This is a genomic window from Paenibacillus periandrae (assembly GCF_022458865.1).
GTDB lineage: Bacteria > Bacillota > Bacilli > Paenibacillales > NBRC-103111 > Paenibacillus_S > Paenibacillus_S periandrae.
In genome coordinates, this window is record NZ_JAJNMU010000008.1 from 111958 (window position 1) to 131922 (window position 19965).

General features: G+C 39.4%; 11 protein-coding genes. 3 read left to right on the top strand and 8 right to left on the bottom strand.

The window, feature by feature from the left end:
• Window positions 1-22: 22 nt before the first annotated feature.
• From LRL21_RS14825 to LRL21_RS14835, 3 genes are all read right to left on the bottom strand, one after another.
• Window positions 23-1162, bottom strand: coding sequence for a replication-relaxation family protein (locus LRL21_RS14825; RefSeq protein ID WP_240416571.1), 1140 nt, complete (start codon window positions 1160-1162; stop codon window positions 23-25).
• Between the two features lie 3 nt (window positions 1163-1165).
• Window positions 1166-2104: a S1 RNA-binding domain-containing protein gene (locus LRL21_RS14830; protein WP_240416572.1), complete on the bottom strand. Its 939-nt coding sequence runs from the start codon at window positions 2102-2104 to the stop codon at window positions 1166-1168.
• A gap of 164 nt (window positions 2105-2268) precedes the next feature.
• Window positions 2269-5325, bottom strand: a complete 3057-nt coding sequence (locus LRL21_RS14835; RefSeq protein ID WP_240416573.1) for a TraM recognition domain-containing protein — start codon at window positions 5323-5325, stop codon at window positions 2269-2271.
• 453 nt (window positions 5326-5778) lie between these two features.
• Between LRL21_RS14835 and LRL21_RS14840 the strand changes: the two genes are divergently transcribed.
• The 3 genes from LRL21_RS14840 (at window position 5779) to LRL21_RS14850 (ending at window position 7154) form a co-directional block, all read left to right on the top strand.
• A complete protein-coding gene (locus LRL21_RS14840) occupies window positions 5779-6180 on the top strand; it encodes a hypothetical protein (RefSeq protein ID WP_240416574.1) in 402 nt (133 codons plus the stop codon).
• Window positions 6181-6256: 76 nt separating this feature from the next.
• On the top strand, window positions 6257-6538 hold the full coding sequence (locus tag LRL21_RS14845; RefSeq protein ID WP_240416575.1) for a hypothetical protein: 282 nt from the start codon (window positions 6257-6259) through the stop codon (window positions 6536-6538).
• A 136-nt stretch (window positions 6539-6674) separates the two neighbouring features.
• Window positions 6675-7154 carry a hypothetical protein gene (locus tag LRL21_RS14850; protein WP_240416576.1) on the top strand — a complete coding sequence of 160 codons (480 nt, stop codon included), beginning with the start codon at window positions 6675-6677 and terminating at the stop codon, window positions 7152-7154.
• A gap of 58 nt (window positions 7155-7212) precedes the next feature.
• Here LRL21_RS14850 and LRL21_RS14855 read toward each other — a convergent pair whose 3' ends face one another.
• The 5 genes from LRL21_RS14855 to LRL21_RS14875 form a co-directional block, all read right to left on the bottom strand.
• A complete protein-coding gene (locus tag LRL21_RS14855; RefSeq protein ID WP_240416577.1) occupies window positions 7213-7911 on the bottom strand; it encodes a hypothetical protein in 699 nt (232 codons plus the stop codon).
• A gap of 220 nt (window positions 7912-8131) precedes the next feature.
• The gene (gene addA / locus LRL21_RS14860) at window positions 8132-11923 is read right to left on the bottom strand and encodes a helicase-exonuclease AddAB subunit AddA (RefSeq protein WP_240416578.1); all 3792 of its coding nucleotides are present in this window, start codon (window positions 11921-11923) and stop codon (window positions 8132-8134) included.
• Between the two features lie 3 nt (window positions 11924-11926).
• Complete coding sequence (addB, locus tag LRL21_RS14865; RefSeq protein WP_240416579.1) at window positions 11927-15454, bottom strand: helicase-exonuclease AddAB subunit AddB; 3528 nt, start codon at window positions 15452-15454, stop codon at window positions 11927-11929.
• A gap of 865 nt (window positions 15455-16319) precedes the next feature.
• Window positions 16320-17870 (bottom strand): hypothetical protein, encoded by a 1551-nt coding sequence (locus LRL21_RS14870; RefSeq protein WP_240416580.1) that lies wholly within the window; start codon window positions 17868-17870, stop codon window positions 16320-16322.
• A 606-nt stretch (window positions 17871-18476) separates the two neighbouring features.
• Window positions 18477-19733, bottom strand: coding sequence for a hypothetical protein (locus LRL21_RS14875; protein WP_240416581.1), 1257 nt, complete (start codon window positions 19731-19733; stop codon window positions 18477-18479).
• Between the last annotated feature and the right edge of the window lie 232 nt (window positions 19734-19965).

Consider the following 19965-nt stretch of genomic DNA (forward strand, 5'->3'; position numbering starts at 1 on the left):
TAACTACATTTTTTAATAAAAGTTAGTCCTCAAAATCATCGTCGGATGGGATTACCATTTGAGAAGACAAATATTCAGACGCAGTCATGCCGGGTGCTCCTGGCTGAAGAAACGCTATTGATTGTGCTTTTAGGCTTTTTTTATCAACATCCCACACTAAAAACGTTTCCTTCCCCATACCTTGTATCAGTCGTTCATCAGTTGTGAACCGTACTTCAACGTTTGGCATTAATTCACGCGCCACGTCTGCCAGAAAAGGAATTCTTGAGTCCCCGTCTGCAACTACAATCACACGTGCCGGTTTTTGAAATTCATTGACATGTTCAATCGCATTTTGCGTTTTTTGAAATCGGCTTTTGACTTTACTTACCCAATCCTTGCCCGATCGAACAGTTTCAACCCAGAATATCCGCATTTCTCCGGCATCTTTAATAACCTCGAACATTGCAGTCGGATGATGAATCAGACCATTTTTTAATCGAATAAGCGGATTTCTCTGCCATGAAATAAGGCGATCGATTCGATTTAACTCACAGTACAACTCTGCAGAGACCAAGTCATAGAAGAGTGGATTCATCTCTGGTCCGCGTCCTAATGGAACTTCAATTGGCTGAAACCAAAAATCCTCTTCAAGTTTACGCATAAGAATTTTCCCTGCAGCTTCAGCGCCGATTTTCGTCAATGCATACACAAGTGGTTTCTTTCTTTCAGTCTTTAATGGACTAACCCAACTAAATGCACATATAATACCCGATCTACGGCATTTCTTTAAGAACTCGACGATTACACGATCATCATCGTTTTCCTTGAAGATCGCTCTGCGGATTTGGCTCCGCGTTGCAATGCGAACTTTAGAAAGAAGAGTAAGAAGTTTAATCTCTCGTTCACTAAAGGTACCATCCGCAATTCTGTCTTCAAGCCAAAATCGACCATGACGTATTCCTTCAGATGGTTTGTGATAGTACATTGATGCATATGGATCTGAGAAGAATCCAAATAACTCACCATTTGGCAACAAATAATCCATGATATCGTTGGGGCATAACGAATCTTTGTATGGATTTTCTTTTGCCATTGGTGGTGTAAGAAACAGTGAAGGTTTCTCCACTGATTCTTTACCACCATTTTTTGAATCTCCAAATTCAAATAATCCTTGTGACATTAATTAACCTCGACTTGCTCCCCGACTACGCAGCCCAGAATTACCTGAATTACCAGAGTTCCTAAAGTTAGGATTGTTTGCCCCAATTTTCTTACTCCGAATTATCATGACTCCAAAAATACGTCGTGCAATTACGTCAATCGATCCGATTTTGACTTCGAATTCATCACCTGGTTTAAACTGAATTCCTCTTGCTCCAGCAGGAAAATTTGCCAGCATGGAGAGTCCAGGCTCTAATTCTAAAAACATCCCTATGGTTGGGTGAATTCGTACTAATTTGCCTACATAGAACATGCGCTCTTTGTAGTTAGTGATGTTTTCCCAAGGGTCTTTATTGAGGATACGTGCGCTTACTTCTAACTTTCCTTCCAGCGAACCATTTTCAGGCTTTTCGAAGTTTAGGATTTTAACATCAATGCTTTCACCGATATTGTACACTTGCCGAAGATCATCATACAAACTGTAATCAACTTCAGACCGGTGCAATTTTACCTCCACACCCTCTACCAGTAGGTACAAATGATACGGGTCGATACCACGGATAAAAGACTCGTAAATTTGTCCTACCCTGGCTGTATTCCAAAATATGTTTGCCGAAATTTTAAGTGCCTCAATACGGTTAGCAACAAAAATGCCGGTCTTTTCGCCCTTCTCAATGATAAGTTCTTCAATAATAAATTCGAATGATTTACCTAAAAAATTGTGTACTCCCCTAAACTCGTAGTTGTCAATTTTATTCCGCGGCAAGTACCCATAAATACCCTGATAATTTAATTTTAAACATTCCATTTTACTTCCCAATAATTCCAGTTCCTCCAGCCCGATCGCTTTTGCTACAAGAACACGTTTGCGATTTTTAGCATCCCGAAGGGCTGACCATGCTAGTACTTCACCATCAATTTCCTCTTCTTCAATAGCACTTGCACCAAGTCGTTTAACCATGTAAAACACCTTCCTATTTGTCTATTTTTTAATAAAAGATGGACGAAAACGAAAAAGAGCACCTCTAAGTACGGGCAATTAACCCGTAGCTCAGAGGTGCTCCCTCTTTCCATTCCATATGATGTATCTAACTCCATATTATTGAGTTCTAAGCCAACTGTCAACTAGATGTCATCATTCTCAATATCGATTCCTTTCAAAACCTTTCCACTAGCTATATTTTGTTGTGGCGACTTCGCTTTCACACTCTGATCGGGTTGTTGTACTGGAGAGATAACATTCCCAGGTTTTTCAGGGTCTGGGCCAACATTCATTTCTTCTCCCACATATTGCCCTGATACAACATCAGTCGCGATGAGATCATTGATATTCCACTCAGCAAGCGGTTTATCCTGATTATGGCCATTCGTTTGTATTGTTTGATTTTCTCCTTGTTCTCCCGTTACCGTTCTTACAAGCATCCCGATAACGGAATCAGTTATTTCATTAGGTTGAGAATAACTTTGGTTAGTATCTCTGATATGTGGAGCATCTGCACCAACGCCAGAATTAAAGCCGGTTAACTCACCCACATTCTCTTCACCTGAAGGGTGCGGTGAATCTGGCATTTGAGCCCAAACTATGTCATTTCTAGAATCTTCCTCCCATTTCTGATCTGACGCTATTATTGGTTCTGTTGTTTCTTCAACTACTTCCCTACCTTTCTGTTCAGCATCTTTCTCAATCCTTTCATCATTCACTTCCGTTCTGACACGAAGTGCATTATGCTGCTGTTCAGTCTCACTCGCCTCGCCTGTCACTTCCGCTCTCACACGAATTTCACTGTGCTGCTGCTCTCCATTTTGAACTTCTTCTTCAGACTCTCCAACTCTTTCTTGGAGCTTATTTTTTTCAGTTGTGAACAATTTATCTAGAGGATTAATTCTCTGAACGGTGTCGATAGCAAGCTTTTGAATCCACTTCGTAGGGCTACCAACAGATTTGTATTTACTTGTCTCTAACTCCGCCTGACCAATTTTAATGAATCTCTTCAAAAATTTAGTTTCAGAAATGAATTTACCATATGCCTGAACAGGTACTTGAATAGCTCCATCTTCACCAACCAATTGAACAATGAAGTGTTTGAATTCCTGTTCCAATATCTTCGTAGGTGTAAAGCGTGGTGCCAATTGTCTAGCCGTATTATAGCGGTACCCCAGTGTTGGATTCGGTTGACTCACCGGTGTCACTGATTCATTCATACTTTCTTCAACTTCATACTCTTCACCGAACTGTTTACTGAAAAGTTCATTATCCGTTACTTCGCCTCGTCCGAATACAGTCTTGTTAGACGCATTAGACATTATGGTGCGATCATAACCTCTTATGACTGATTCAAGCTGTCCCAGTGACTGAATCGCTATCAAGGTTCCAACTTTATAGGAACGCCCAAGGGTCAGCAACCTAACAAACGCTTCATTAATAAAAAGTGGAAATTCATCAATGTTAAAAAAAATAGGAAATCTTTCGAAACCTGACTCTTCACTTGGTCTTCGGAATACACTTGACTGGAACTGGCGAATAAAGAATTGCCCGAAGCTCATACTCAGCTCTTCTAATTCTCCCAGAGCTGTATTCACAAGAAGTACCCCGCCTTCAGCCAAAAACTTATCGATATCAAGAACTTCTTCACCATCTTTAGCAACCATTAATTGTGATAGCATAGCATTCATGCAAATATCATTGATGTACTTTTTTGCACCCGTAATAAATTTGTCTTTTTTGTTTTCTACTACCTGTTTTCCCTCATATTTATGACCGTCTGGATAAAGCACTGGCATAATTCTATGTTCTTTGTCTTTCCATGTCTTAAACTCAATGACCTCATTCTCGAAATAGGAACATACTCGATCATATCGTTCCAATAGGACACGATTTTCTTCAGTCAAAGTAGGACTTTCTAAATTTCGTGTGATCCATGACCGAACCTCTTCTGTCATATCGGCTAAATAACGAGGATCTGAGTACATTCTTTGCATGTGTACAATCGAGAACATGTTACCGTGACGAATTTTCCCAAGCATAGTGTAAAGGGATGCTGTCTCCGATTGTTGTCCTTTGAAAAATTCATCTTGATCTCCTGCAAGTGCATCAAGAACGCCCCGAAAGGTTTCTGCTGCTGTTTCCAAGGGGCCAACAAATGGGTTGAATTTTACAGAGCGAATAAGGTCCGTAGGGTCAATCACTTTGATCTTGCTTTCTGGTATTCCAAGTTTTTTGCAGAGATTCAAAACGTCTCGTATCAGATCTCCCTTTGGTTCGAGTACACATACACCGAGCTTACCTCCACGTGCGATACGAATCAAATCTTGTACAATACGTGTGAGAATCGTTGTGGATGTTTTACCAGTGCCTGTAGCCCCGTTAACAAGCTCATGAAGAAATCTATTTTCTTCAACCAATACAATTGGCTTATGAGTTGCTTTCTCCCAGCCAATAATAACATCTGCTTTTTTGGAACGCAGAGAGAACGATTGACTAGCCAGAAGAGAAAATTCCCATTTGAAAAACATTTTCCTCAAATCTTCGTTCATGTGAAACTGTTTCATTAACAGGTAGGTGCCAGTAATAGAAATGAATACTGGGATACACATCAGAATATAACCAAAACTCGCCATGGAATTAATAACAAGATAAGCCTCATCTGACTTAATTCCTTCAAAAAAGTGAAACAAGTAATTTTCAACGTACCAAGCGAATATAGCGCAATAATGAACAATTAGTGCACAACCGTTTATTACGGCTGAAATAACACGACCCTTGCGGCTTTTCCAGTCAATATAAGTCGAATAGCCTTTCTTTATCGGCTGGGTGACCGTAGAATAAAACCAGGTAATGATAGGGAGGTTTAAGAATACTAAACACCACCAGGTCATATGCAAATCCAACCCAAAAAATGGGATATTCAAAATACTCGTCAAAAAGTGCGATGGATATGGTAATAATAACGATAGGAATCCCTCGACACTTCCCGATTTATGTTTCCATTGTGCTAGATAGATAATCACTGCGGAGTAAGCAGTGACCAGGTTAACAATCATTAGAAGTGTAACGAATATGGTGTGAAAATAAGTTCGGTATATCTCCATTATACGTTCGCGATTATCTACCCAATATTTCCTGTATACGGCCGTGATCAAAGACATTGATTCCTCTTCTTCTTGTTGACTCATAGCGTCCATCCTATACTCTCCTTTCTTTAAGAGAACTTGTCTCGATAGCCAACCTTATTTCCAATAGGTTTAAGGCCTTACCCTCTTTAAGTTTGGTAGACGAGCTTTCTCTTTGATATTCCTTGGTCATTTGTACAGCTTTAAATAACAACAATCGTTTATCCCCTCCTTGTGTGAAAATGCAAAAAAAGCACGCGGAACAAACCCTGTGTTAGGATCTGTCCGGTGCTTCCGGAAAAAAAGCCATATGAAATTGGCTAATACAGTTTTATTATAAAGGATTACTAAAAATTCGAGTAGCCAAAATTATTATTGCAAATTCGCACTTCAATTCAAGTCATGTTACACTAAAAAGAACGTCATAAAGTGGACAACCGATCAGTTATTTTATGGAACAATAGGTTATTCGAATTTTACAGTCGAATCGTTGATGATAATTTCCAGTGGGAAGGGGAAATTCATATGGAATTGGAAGATGCACAGTTTCTTGAAAAAGATGATATATTGAGAATTGTTGCAGAATTATGGTACGAAGGGCCATTTGAAAAAGAATTCGGTATTCGGTATTCTGATGGAAATGAAAGTTGGGGTAATTCACCAGAATACACTATTCAAAAATACAACAACTACGCCAAGCAAGGTATTGCGACTGAACTATTATCACGCAATCATATTGGATATTGGGACCCTACTGAAAACGTAGACCATCTATTAGATTTACTGAAAGATGAACGTTTTAATAATCTTGAGATGACGAAGATTGGTGAAAAATTTCATGTTAAATTAAGAGATACAACCATTACTCATGAAAACTTTCCAATTGCGATTCTAATCGCTTTTATAGTTGAGTTCGGGAAGAAATGATTCTCTAATCTAAGCATTTATTTCTTTCTTACATTGATATTGGATTGCAAGCATAAGCGAGAAGGAGGACATGCCTTTGCTAGAAATTATCGTTATAAGCTCACTACTAGCATTATTTATATATATGTTCGCTAGAGGTTACATAAAGTCAAAAAGAGAAGTAACACAAAAAGAAAAGGATTTTCGCTTAGACTTGATTAGTACCATTCGCACGCAGAAAGAACTTACAGAAGAACTCGAAATCAATATCACAGAGCTTCCTGTTCGAAAGCTCTCCTCTTTTCTTAATGACAACTCCCTTATAGATTCAGAGTCATATGATCGGGTAATAAAAAAACATTTCGGTACCGGCAAATAAAAACATCAACATTAATTAACAGAAAAACAAACAAGTGTTCTTGTTTGTTTTTCTTGTTTCGGTCTGTTTCTCGAATTAACTTCAATCGTCTATAATGGCAATAATTCAAACAACATTATGACGAAGGAGTAAGAGAATGTCTCAGACCAATGTACTTCATCTATACGAGACCTTAAAAATGCATGGACCTCCACGACCAAAAAGTGCATTCATTGAATCACTACAGCACGAAGATGCCGTTGCTCTGTTAAAGCGTGTGTTTCGTTGTGTAATCGCTGATCCAAAAAGTTTTTCAACATCTCAAAAATTCATAACCGTAAGTCTTGATTACGATAAAAATCTGTTATATGCGGAAGTTTCCACCGGATTTAAAGAAAGTATTGAAAGGTCCGTAGATTCTACAAAGCTTTTCATGCCAAAAATAAAGAATTTCACCTTACTTCTCTTTAAATTACCCGAGGAAACAGAAATTCTCACAGAATCTGAAGCTAAAAAAATGGTTGCGAAAAACGCGACAAGTGGTATATCCCCTGAAGATCTTTTTAATAACTCTGAACGTTATGAATTGGTACATGTTTCTGATATATCACTTCGTAACGGCCTGAAAATCAGATAATTGAACCTTTCACTTCAAAAAAAATGCCTTGGGTTATTACCCTTGGCATTTTTAGTCATTATTCAGCTTCATAGTGTCTAATGGATAACATGAATCTTTCTGCTTCCTCGAAATTCGCATTCCTCATTTTATTGATTTTGTTATCAGAGACACAGGCTTGAAAAGAGTACTCGTTCCCACCAACGTACACAGCAAATGGTTGCAGTGTTAAAATGCCGTCTGATTTTATTACCTCCGACACGGACACTAATTTGTGAGCTTCGACAGTAAGGACAAAGTCGATTGCGCCAATCTCACTTTGTAACTCATGATCTTCTCCAAGAAGACTGGCAATTTCATCTAGAGCGAAGTTCACTGTATGTCCATCTAAAGCAGCTAACCCTTGCCCTCTTTTACACATTTCTAAAAACGGACGTACGTTTTGAGCTGTCAGTCCGTTGACAACCACGGAAGTAGCTTCATTAAATGCTGGAGAAAAATCATCGCCATCCCAGGAACCAGTAAATTCCATGATCCGACGCTTTGGATACAACCCTTTAATACATTCTGAACCTAAAAACAAGGTTGTCCCACCTAAACTTTTAGCATCAAAAAGAGTTTTTAGGAGCTCATCGCTGCCAGACCCCTTTCTGCCATGTACTAATACACTGGCATTACAATTAATCATGGATTGCAATAGAGTATAAACTTCAAAATTAAACATCCTATTGTAAAAATACATGTTGTGTAAAAATTGCCTTTGTTGAACTTGACTCATTAATAATCACTCCCTTAAATTAAAAACAAAAAACACCCTTGAACGAAGTATAGTCCCACTATTGTGAGATGACTTGGCTCAAGGGTGCTTCCCTTAACGAACATATGAAAATTCTTTTGTATTTCTTGATTATATTATTCCATAAAACATATCACCTTGTAAAGCAAAGTATATTTATACAAAGAAAAAGACCAGTAATTTCTACTGGTCCACTTCTTATCTACATTTCGATTAGCATTCCCTTGTCAAAAAAGTAGAGAAATGCCTCGTCTACAGTTGACCATACTTGATTTATTGCCTTACGGTATAAACTAATCTGAAATTTATATTTTTCACTCATTTCAGAATAGGATTGCTGATTAATTTGATCAGTTTTAAAATCAAGGAGGACAGTTAAGTCTTGTTCGTCTACGAAAAGACAATCTATTACACCTTGAATCAGTATAATTTCGTCCTCAGCTCGTATCGCGTCCGGATACAATTCTTTCGCTTTAATCCCATAACTAAACGGAATCTCTCTCAAAACCTCTTTTGCTTTCAATAGTCTTAAACCAATAGAACTAGAGAAAAAATCTAAAATCGTCACGGGATCTATGCAGCCTGCTTGCTCATCGGTTAGTAACTTCCTTTCAACCATTCTTGCAATTGCATCGAGGACTTTACCCGCGTCTACCCCGTTTGAGTCTAGTGGGAAGTTCTGCATGACCGTGTGGTAAAATGTCCCTTTCTCAGCTGCAGAGAATTTGCTTGTTGAGATAAATTTAGGCGCTCTTAGTGTTTGACTCGCTTGTGAAGCTTTGATTCTACCTGTGGAGCTCTCATCTGCTATGACAACCGCTTCTCCTAATCGCTTCATTTCAGTCACTGAGGTTTTAGAAAACATCTTGGTGGCTTCCATATGATTATAGTTCCAGCCTAACTGATTAACACGATCAAATTGTTCACTTGGAACTTCTATCATGATAGGTTGATTTCTCGAAATGGAGTAAAGAAATTTATTTTTCTCCTCCAAGTCAATGATTTCTAATGTTGGCTGTGAGTGTCTACATATGTCAGTGCTAGACATGCTCACTCGCCATTCAGATACATCCTCCAAACCTGATTGCTCCCAACCAAAAATAGAGGAACAATTACTGTGCCGGCTAAGGGCCATCATAATCCAATCCAAGAAACTGTTGCATTTTGTAAGTAGATAATCCGGTATAAGCGAAGATGTCGTTTGAACTGCTGCTTTAGACCATACTTTTAACATGTCATCAGTATTCTTGGCTGAACCTACAAGGAACAACTTCTCCCTTGCTCTGGTCATGGCAACATATAGCACTCTCATTTCCTCAGCCAATAGCTCCAAACGCATACGTCGTTTAATTGCAAGGGATGGAAGTGATGGGTAACTTAACCTCAAAACCGGATTCGAATATTTCGGTCCGAACCCCATTTCCTTATGAAGGAGGAACTTTCCAACGAGATCCTGTTGATTGAACTTCTTGCCCAGGCCTGCAACAAATACAACTGGAAACTCTAGACCTTTGCTCTTATGAATTGAAATGATACGCACTACGTCTTCATTTTCACCCAATGATCGTGCTGCACCCATATCCGTACCACTTTCCTTCATCCGTTCTATGAAGCGTAAAAAACGGAATAAACCACGGAAAGAGGTTGACTCGAACTGTCTGGCTCGGTCAAATAGTGCCCTTAGGTTCGCCTGTCTTTGTTGACCTCCAGCCAATCCCCCTGCAAATTCATAAAAACCCGTGACTTCGAAGATATTCCCGATCAAATCCGAAAGCGAACCACTACGAGCTTGATTGCGCCATTCATCAAGTTGATTCAGAAAATTTTCTAGCTTAGCACGAAGCTTTAATGAATGGGTTTCGTCTTCGATTGCTGCTGCTGCTTCAGTGTGTACACTTTCTTCCATTTCAATATATCGTTGTACTGCTCCGTAGAACCGTCCCTTGTTCTTAGCATGACGGACTTGAGCAAGCTCATCAGCCGATAGTCCTACCAACGGTGAACGAAGTACGCCAGCCAAATGAATATCTTGATAAGGATTATCGATGATGGTTAATAAACTCATCATTATTGATACCTCGGTTGCCCCAAAGTAACCCGTCGATAAGTCTGCATAAGCTGGAATTTGCAACATTTTAAATTCATCCAGGATGACAGGTGACCAATTTTGTGTTGACCTTAGAATAATAACAATATCTCGGTATTGAATGGGCCGTAACCCTTGGATTTGCTTGTCATAAACATAATAAGGTCTTCCGCTACTTTGACCAATGAGATTTTTGATTTGTTCGGCAATGTAACGCGCTTCAAGACGTGCTGGCTCCGATTCTTCTAGTTCCATCTCCAACATCATATCGCCAGGATGGGTATCTTCAAGATTATTATCCCTATCACGTTCAATGTGCTGATTTCTATCGATCACATGAACATCGACCGTATAATCCTGTGTTGTATCGGGGTAATAGGTGGCACCAAAACTCAACTCAACTTCAGGAGTATAGGCAACTTCAGCAACCCGCTGACTCATGATCTGACGAAATATGAAGTTAGTCGCATCCAACACTTGTTTGCGGCTCCGGAAATTCTTCGTCAGTTCAATTCTCTGTCCAAGGGAACGTTCTTCACCAAAGGCTGCATATTTCTCCAAAAATAGCCTTGGCTCTGCCAAACGGAAACGATATATACTTTGCTTAACGTCCCCCACCATAAAACGATTTCCATTATGAGATTCTCGCGAAACCAATGACAATATTGTCTCTTGGACACGGTTCGTATCCTGATACTCGTCAATTAGGGTTTCGTTATAAATTTTCCTATAATCGTGTGCTGCTTTTGTAGGCTCATAACGACCATCTTTTATTTCCCCAAGAACCATCAAAGCCATGTGCTCTAGATCTGAAAAATCTAACAAGTTCTTTTCCGTCTTTGCTTTTGAAAATCTAGTATGAAACTCCATCACAAGTCTTTTTAAGCCTAGCACCACAGGTTTCATATGCTGACATTCGAGAATGAAGTCTTGAATGGACCTCTGAAAAATTTCACCTTTCAGTTTCTCCAAGTCTTTTTTAGCTCGGTCTCTCAAAGCCTTAACCGCCTCAATCTTCACTTCATCATAACCATCTTTTTTACAAGCCTTCAATCGGTCAAAGATGGATTGGTGCATGGCGGTGTGTAAATTGTCCCATGACGTGGAGCTATCCATGATATTAGTTAACACAGACAATTCTTTCATCAAATTATCAAGATATGGAGTCGGACCCTCTGGTTGATGGATGATCAAAACGGCTTCTTGTAGCAGGTTTTTAATACTCTCCAACTCTAATTTCACATCTTCCATTAAGCAGCTCACCCAAATAGGGATTGAGTCCTCCCCAAGATCGTACATTGAAACAACATGGGTCAACCAAGCCTCCGGGCTAGGATGACTTCTTGCTGAGTCATAAATCATTTGGACAAGATTGAGCAAGGAATTATCATTTCGATCACCTGAAAACCAATCAAGTAGCATGGAGAACTCCATGTTGTCAACTTTTTGATGACATTCCTCGATAATGTCCTCCAAAACATCCTGACGTAGTATAGCTGCCTCTGTTTCATTTGCAATCCTAAATGATGGATCAAGGCCTATTCGTTCATAATACCGTTGGATGACATTCTTGCAGAAAGAATGGACTGTTGTAATCGTTGCTTGTGGTAGGAGCGCCAACTGTTTTTTTAGATGCTTGGAGTTCGGATTTTTGAATACTTCCTTCTCCAGTTCTTCTCGAATACGCTCTTTCATTTCAGCAGCTGCTGCCTTAGTAAATGTTGCCACCAACAATTGATTTACGTTAGTCTTTTCCTTGGGGGATCGAACTTTTTTCACAATCCGCTCAACGAGAACGGCCGTTTTTCCAGAACCTGCAGCAGCCGATACCAATGTATCGGAGCCCACATAACTTATTGCTTGGGATTGTTGATCAGTCCATATAGACATTTGGGATAATGTTGTCATTTTCTACACCTCTTCATTAGATTCGTCGTCCTTTTCAAGTCGGCGCCATACTTCTTCGTCATCCAAAGAAGGAAGTACTCGTACATCATCCTGATTTACTAAAGAATCAAAATGACATACTGGCTGGTAAGAGCAAAATTGGCAAGGTAGCTTTTTTCCATTGAGTGTAGGCTGGATTTCAACATGGCCATCGATAATACCATTACCTACATCCGTAATTACTTTACGTACGTGATTTTGAAGTCGCTCAAACTGCTCTTTGCTTGCCACAGACGCATTCTTGTAGAAAGTGCCATCTTTTTTAAATGAAACCGGAAGGAAATCTGATTCACCACCTGCTAAGGTATTATCCATTTTCCCGAGCATTTCATTATCAGCAAGCAATAGACCTTTCATTTTGAACTGTTTGAGAATTTCTTTCTCGACTTGCTCAGCATCAATTGGGTTGGTGAGATTGAGTAATGGGTTGTGTACATGCATATACAGGGCGCCAGCTGCATTGCCTTGCTGACCTAACCATACTTTAGAATGTGACAACACTACGTCTAAGTAAGTGAGTAATTGTAGCGAGGTACCGTGGTAGACATTCGATAAATCAAGTGAAGTTTTGCTTGATTTGTAGTCAATAATGCGTAGGAAAGTTCCATTTGATAAGTTTGCTTGGTCAACGCGATCGATTCTTCCTACAACCTCAAGCGTCTTCCCTTTATCCAATGGAATTATGAGGGATGGCAGTGTTTCCCCTGGACCAAAAGCTAATTCCAGTCCAACCGGAACGAATTCACTTTGAAGGTTATGTTCCAACAGCACTTTTGCCGTTTTGCTAACTACTTCTTTTAACTTTTTGGCGATGTGTCGGTACCTAAACGTACTACTTAAGATGTCACCTTGTAATCGAGGACTGAGTATGTCCACAATGGTAGAGACTCGGTGATATAATTCTTCGTCAGTGATAATCACATCGAGCTTGTCCTCACGTTGTAGTTCTTTCATGAGTCCTGTTAATGCTGCGTGGTATAGACGCCCAATATCGGGATTATTTAACTTATAGATTTTACGTTCTTCCAGTTTCAGACCGCTTGCCGCGAAATGCGAGAAAGGACATCCAACGTACTTCTCCATTCTCGATACGCTTGTCTTCAACAGATCACCATATAAAAGTTCTCCGACTTCTGGTCGCAAAAGTGATTCTTGATTCCGGTAATCGATTGCAGCAAAAACTTTTTGAATTCGGTCTCCATAGCCATTATTTAAAAGCCAGTTATACACTGCAAACCACCCAGGAGCAATCGTCATTCCTCTTGTCCATTCCTTAAGCATCGTCACTAAATGAGTCAAAGTCTTTTCCGGATTAGAAACAAAAGCCAGTTGTTCTTCGTGCGGCATTTGGACATCAGGCATTTGACCGATCAGTTCCTCTTTAATGTCAGGGAACAATCGCCTCACATGCGTTAAGATTTCTGAAGGTAATAACGATTTGCCCTCTTCATCGGATAATGGATAACTTAGCCATAATTTGTGGGACGGTCCGCACAAAACGGTGTAGATGAGGAACTGCTCATCCAGTAGTTTTCTCGTAACACTATCGGCAATTTCAATACCGTTTTCGATTAACCATTCCCGCTCCTCTTCGGTAATGACACCCGCTTCATCAAACGATTTGGGGAGTATTCCATCATTACAACCAAGAACGAAGGCTACCTTCATTTGGGCAGATCTGGTGCGATCTATGCTCCCGACTAATACCTGATCAAGCGATGGAGGTACCAGCCCCTGCTGAATGCTTTCCAAACCAGTTTGGACTAGCGTAGAGAAAATATCCAGACTCACTTTGTCATTCCCTATCACATCAACCATCTGTTCCAACATCGAAATCACATTTTCCCATATTTGGGCATGTTCCTTTGCCTTCTCCGGTTGTCCTGCAACTAAACACTCATCTGACCAATGCAGAATCCGTTCAGGAGCCTTCACCTCAACCAAGTACTTGTATAAGGCAATTACACGTTCGCGAATCGTCTGGGACTCGTTAAGGTCCTTCTCAAGGCTTCTTAATGGCTTAGCGATCATACGCCGACACCTGTCCATTCGTTTGTTGAAAGATTCATCCGTATCGACAGAGTTCTCATCTTCGAGAGAACGATATTGACGAAACTCCCAGTTTTTTTTATCCGTCCAACGACTACCATGGAGACCATAGGCGAGAACCAAATTTTCCAGTTCATCGGTGTCGTGACGATTCAAGCGTCTGCTCTTTTTATTCCCGTTATCAAGCGGTAACAAGAAGTCTGTCTTAATGCAGCGGAACATAGCATCAAAACGCCATTTCTGAACCACAACATCAATAGAGGACCGTATAAATTCGACTAGGGGATGATGAATAACATTGCGTTTTTGATCCAAGAAAAAGGGGATATTCATTTCACCAAAGATGGTTTTAATAAGTTCACCATAATCTTCTAGATTACGTACTCGAATTGCCATATCGCGGTATCTAAAACCACGCTCTCTTGCAAGTCGAATCATCTCTCTACCTGCAGCTTCAATCTCAGCTCGCCGATTCACCGCGGCGAAGATTTTGATCTCTTCAGTATTGTTCGCAAACTCGGGTACCCCTTCAAAGAGGCGATTCTCATAATGCCGTTCCAGATGATCAAGCATCGGGGCTTCCTTAAAACGAATGCCCCCTTCTAGTTGGATAACCTCCGGTAGTAAGCCAATCTCTTTAAGGCGAGTTTGAATTCGTTTCATGGTTTTCGCAGTTGGATAAAATAAACTCAACTCATCGATGAATTCATCTCCTCCATAAACCCGGTCAGAACAAAAGGTGATTGTCACATTTGGAAAGACTGTTATGGCCTGTATGACCACTTCGAGTTCTTGTGCCGTGAACCCGAAAAATCCATCTATCCATAATTCTGCTTTACCCGCTAATGTAGTTTCCGGCAACTGAGCAGCCAATCGATTGAGATAGGACTCACTGTCCATAAATCCATTCGAAAGGATCATTTCGTAGTCACGATAAATGAGCAACAAATCTTCCATTTTCAGACTTAACGTTGCACTTACATTAGCGATCTTCTCTCTCGCACGTTGAAAATCACTATCCAAAGATTCCGCAGTTAAACGGTAACGACCTAATTCATTAAAAAATGAACCTATCGTTTCGATGAATCCCATTTTTTCTGTGTACCCCTTGAATAGCCGAAGTTGCTCTTTACGTTTTTGAAGAATATGTTGAATCAGCATCTTCTTCCCTGAATCATCAATCATGACTCCTGAAGCTGTTCCTCCTGTTTCTTGCATTACCTTCCAAGCCAATCGTCGGAAGCTTAATACTTGTGCCCTCATTAACCCGCCGAGTCCTGGTGAGGTCACCAAGTCATGTTCTGCTTGGAAAGTGGCTTGCTCGGGTACCAAGAGAATAATGGGATTCCCTGATTGCTTTAGTAATAACCTTTCTTTAATTTCATTTAAACAATAATTGCTTTTTCCACTACCTGATCGACCAATAATAAATGTAATTGCCATGGTCATTCGCCTCCTAAAGAGTAATTTGTAAAATTAACCTAGCAGTATATAAAAGTGCACGCAAAAAAGCACCCGCTACAAGTGGTTCCCAAAGGGATGTCTGTCATATAGACAGAGCCAACCACTCATAACGAGTGCATTCTTATTAAATCCAGTCTCTCATAAGCCGCATGGCAGAGAGTTAGTATTGGAAGTGTGCTTAATTGGATAATATCACATCTAACGAGAGCAGTCTATAAATCCAGACAAGAGTAATATTCAAAATATCGTGCAACTCGAAAAGTCTTTTATTCCAAAACAACACTGATTACAGATTAGATACATAAATATCTGCAGGTTTTAATAGGTTTATAAGAAATAAGGTCTTAGTTACTAAAAAGAAAAAACGATACTATGCTGGATTTAAGTCTCCCATCCCAATTACCGCGCGTGTTAAGCGACTTTCATCACAGATAAATCCAAGTCAAAATATAGATTGTGGAATACTATTCCAGATTTAAGTTAGAGAACAATCATAAAAAACCAAGTAATTTTATAGAATAGTTAACATGACACATATCCACATAACTTAACAAGTTGAGACTTGGAAAAATATTTTTTTTAATGATTTCATCGTCTGTCCAATTATATTAGAAGCAGATTGAGAAAATGATGAAAGATATACACAATTAATATACAATAATGTACTTGGAATCGTATGATTTATAGAACAAAAAAAGCCCATTCCTCTCTTCTAAGGGATGAACGTATTCGCTGATTAGGTTCGATTTTTTCGACTGAGGGTACTAAGCAAAAATTGACTGGTATGTTGACATGGGAGAATGCAAGATAAAGAGCACTCAGGAACTGATCCTTGAGAGCTGTACTATCGTGTTTCGTTGAAGAGGAATTTCTCCAATCGGAAATTAAATGGAATGATGCGTTGGCCAGCCAATACAGGTAATTTTAGTAATTCCCCGTGCATCCATTCTTCAACTGATTTAGGATTCGTGTTTCGTATAGCTAAAAGAGCATTGTATTCAAGACTGCCATAATAGTATGGATCTATATTTAGTCTCAATGCTTCTTTCCTGACGCCATCGATATCCAAATATCCACGAAGTTCCTGGTACTGAAAGTCATTTCGGCGTCCATAGTCTTCTATTGTCCATGGTACGACGGGATAAAGATCCGACAATCTATGTACAGATTGCTCAATGAGGACTCGAAGTTTTTTAATCCCAAGCTTTGACTTCGCGGCTGCCTGACTAAAAGACCATTTCCGCTCTTTTATAAGCTCGTCCATCGTTTCAGGGTACCGCACAAACTCTTCGGCGCCAGTTTTGCTTATTACTACATTGAGAAGCTCATTAAACCTTGACTCGATGCATTCCTTGATCATATATTCCGGATTACGTGGGAGTGTGCCTTTCTTTGAAAAATAGTTGCTGAGCTCGTGAAACGCATTACGTATTAATCGAATATTGATAGTCCGCAGCGTTTGTACAAGTCTATTGGCCATATGACGATCGACTAAGAGCTCACCGATCCCATAGAAATCCGCTTCCCTTTTTAGAAGAGCGTGAAACTTCGGATAGAGAGAGCAGGCATCCAGAGGATGGTAATATTTTTGAGGCTCCTCTTCTGAGACAGCTAATAAGAATTGAGGGTTAAACTGCATTTCTGCTTTATAACCCAATTTTCCTTTAACTAAACCAATATTAACGAAAAGATTTGCCTTTTGCTTCGGAGCAACTGGCACTTCGAGATTCATCAGGTTGGTTAGAATTTCAGAAATATGGCTTTTTTGGCTTTTATGTAAGAAGGACAGCAATCCTGAAAATTGTGCATGTCTAAAGACACCATCTATGTGCTTTAAATTTCGAGAGATTATTTTCTTCGGATTCCCGCTTGTTTGTGTGTAGGAAGAAATGATTAACTTCTTCTCAGCTAGGGTTAATTCGTCGAAAGTCTTCGAGAAAATGAAGGGATGGAAAAGAACATAGTGACCAATTTTATTCGTTTTTTCATTTATAAAGTAGTTTAGCTTGTGCCGCGTATGACCATCAACTGATACTTCAGTTACGATGAGTTGATGCTGAATGTATTTCTCTAAGGACACATAAAACTGACTTTCACTAATAGGCATCTCAAACTCTTGCTCAAGCCGTCGATAGATCGCCTTTCTGTTTGCGAGTTCGATATATCCATATGCATTACAGCATCGAAACAAAATAAAGACAAGTTGTAAATCAGCATGAGTAAGATGATCTTTTAGACGGGCAGTCCCTCCATCACTGAAAGTGAATTTAACTCGGCTGCTAAAGTTTAGATTCATATCGAACAAGTTTGTTAAAAATAGGGATGTTACTTTAACAGGATACGTGGGTAAGCATTCTACCAATCCTAATTGATTGGCTAACACGAGTGTTTGCATTCCTCTGACACCTCCTTTCTATCCGTTTATATATAGACTTAACCGATACAATTTGATAAGATATACCCATAGAAGACAATATGAAAGCAGGCCTTCCAACTCCTTTTTTTAAAAAAAGGTGGAAAGCGTGGAAAGTGTTAAAGTGAGATCTGGTGGGTGCCGGTGATCTCCAGTATATGATCTTGGATACCTGTGTTGGTAGCATAGATATCCACAGCAAGAGTCCTTTATTCATTGAAGGACTCTTTTTCATGTATACACCTGTGGACAATTAAACGGAAAAGGGCGAATTTTCCACAGAAATGGGTATAATCTGACAATATCATTTTTAAAATCAATTGGTCAATCGGGGTTCAGTATATAGTTCATGACGGGTTTCAGTATATACTTCGGGGCTCAGTATATAGTTCGGGGTTCAGTATATAGTTCATGACGGGTTTCAGTATATACTTCGGGGTTCAGTATATACTTCGTATCGGGTCCCTGTATATAGTTCGGGGTTCAGTATATACTTCGTGACGGGGTTCAGTATATACATTGATAATTGGTTATTCAATAGAATATTTCTATCAAATCATCTTGGCCTATAAAAAAAGATCAACAGCTTTAGATGGGCTGTTGATCTTTGTTATTAATCAGGAAAAGTTGTAGTGGTTCCTTAATTTCTTCGTCTGAATTAATTTGAATGGGAAATTTGTTTTGTAGTTGAAGCAGATCACCAGGTACAAAATTAATATATTGGATACTCTTTTTGGGACCATACACAATTTCGTAGGAATCAATAACATCCATTTGTTGTAGTTCTTGAAAAGCCTCTATGATTCCACTAACAACTAGTGATCGATTTTCCGTCTGAAGATTCAGATGTTGACTCAACGTGTCTACATGGAAGGAGGTTATGTTTTGTGCACAGGAATTGATCATATTGACATACAAGAGCTTTGTGATTGGCTTATGGAAATCGTTAAACAGGACTACGTTCATATGATGCAAGTTTCCTGCTTGTAGGGATCGGTTAATGAAAGAGTGAAAAGAAACACTAGCAGCTCTCTCTTTCCCCGGTTCCTCCCCTTCCCGTAGAATGAATTCTAGTGTATCAATTGGATGATACAAAATTGTCCTCTGACGAACTTTATTACCTGGTAAGTAATACTCCTCCATGATAATTTGGGTACGTGAAAGATTAAGCAGACTGTCATAAAGGTCTAAATACACTCTTCCTGACGGTTCTGTATCCATAGCATGGACTAATTCGTTAAATTGAAAGGAGAATTGTTGGTTCATCCCTTTTTCGAAATAGAGTTTTGTTAAGCCTGCTAAAACGCGTACATCAAATGTCCCCAGAAAAACACCATTTGCATTTTGATAAAATAGGTGCCGGAAGCCAGTTCTAGTCTGCTGCACCATACCACTAGGATATTTCTTTTTCATAACTGCTTTAGAATGAGACCCTGCCCCAAAAAGACCGTGTTCTATTAAATTGGCTTCAATAGGTGTATCAGGAACCTTACGATTTTCAATTTTCTTGAGCTCTAGCGCTTTTTCGAGCATTTTATACTCAAGTTCCAGGATAGTTTGTTGTAAATATCTATGTTGGTCAATATCTATTTTTTTTCGTTCTTCATCATTAATTTGCCGCGTCAATTGATTATACTCATGACCAAGAGATGTAAACTCCATTGAGAGCTGCAGCGTTTTATGCCGTAACATTTTTTTAGCGGACTGATGGATATTAGGAGCAATACGCTCCTCAATATCATCGTGCTGCAAGTTCATTTTTTTTAATTGTGTGAAAACCTGGATGATATTAAGAGATTCTTGACGTAGCGTGCTTCGAATAGCCTTCATATCCTTTTCCTCCATTTCAAACAGTCTCTCCTTCTATTGTATATTTAAAAAGAAAAAAGAAAAAGCACTAAATGACAAAATCACCCCTGTTTTAGAGGTATTGTCATCAGTGCTTCTGATGTGTGACTATATTTAGTTCGTATACAATATAACATAAATGAAATTCGAGACCAAGAGCAATGCTAATTTCACCCGTAATTCAACATTCTCCTGTTTTACACGAAAAAAAGGATCTCTCAGCGTATAT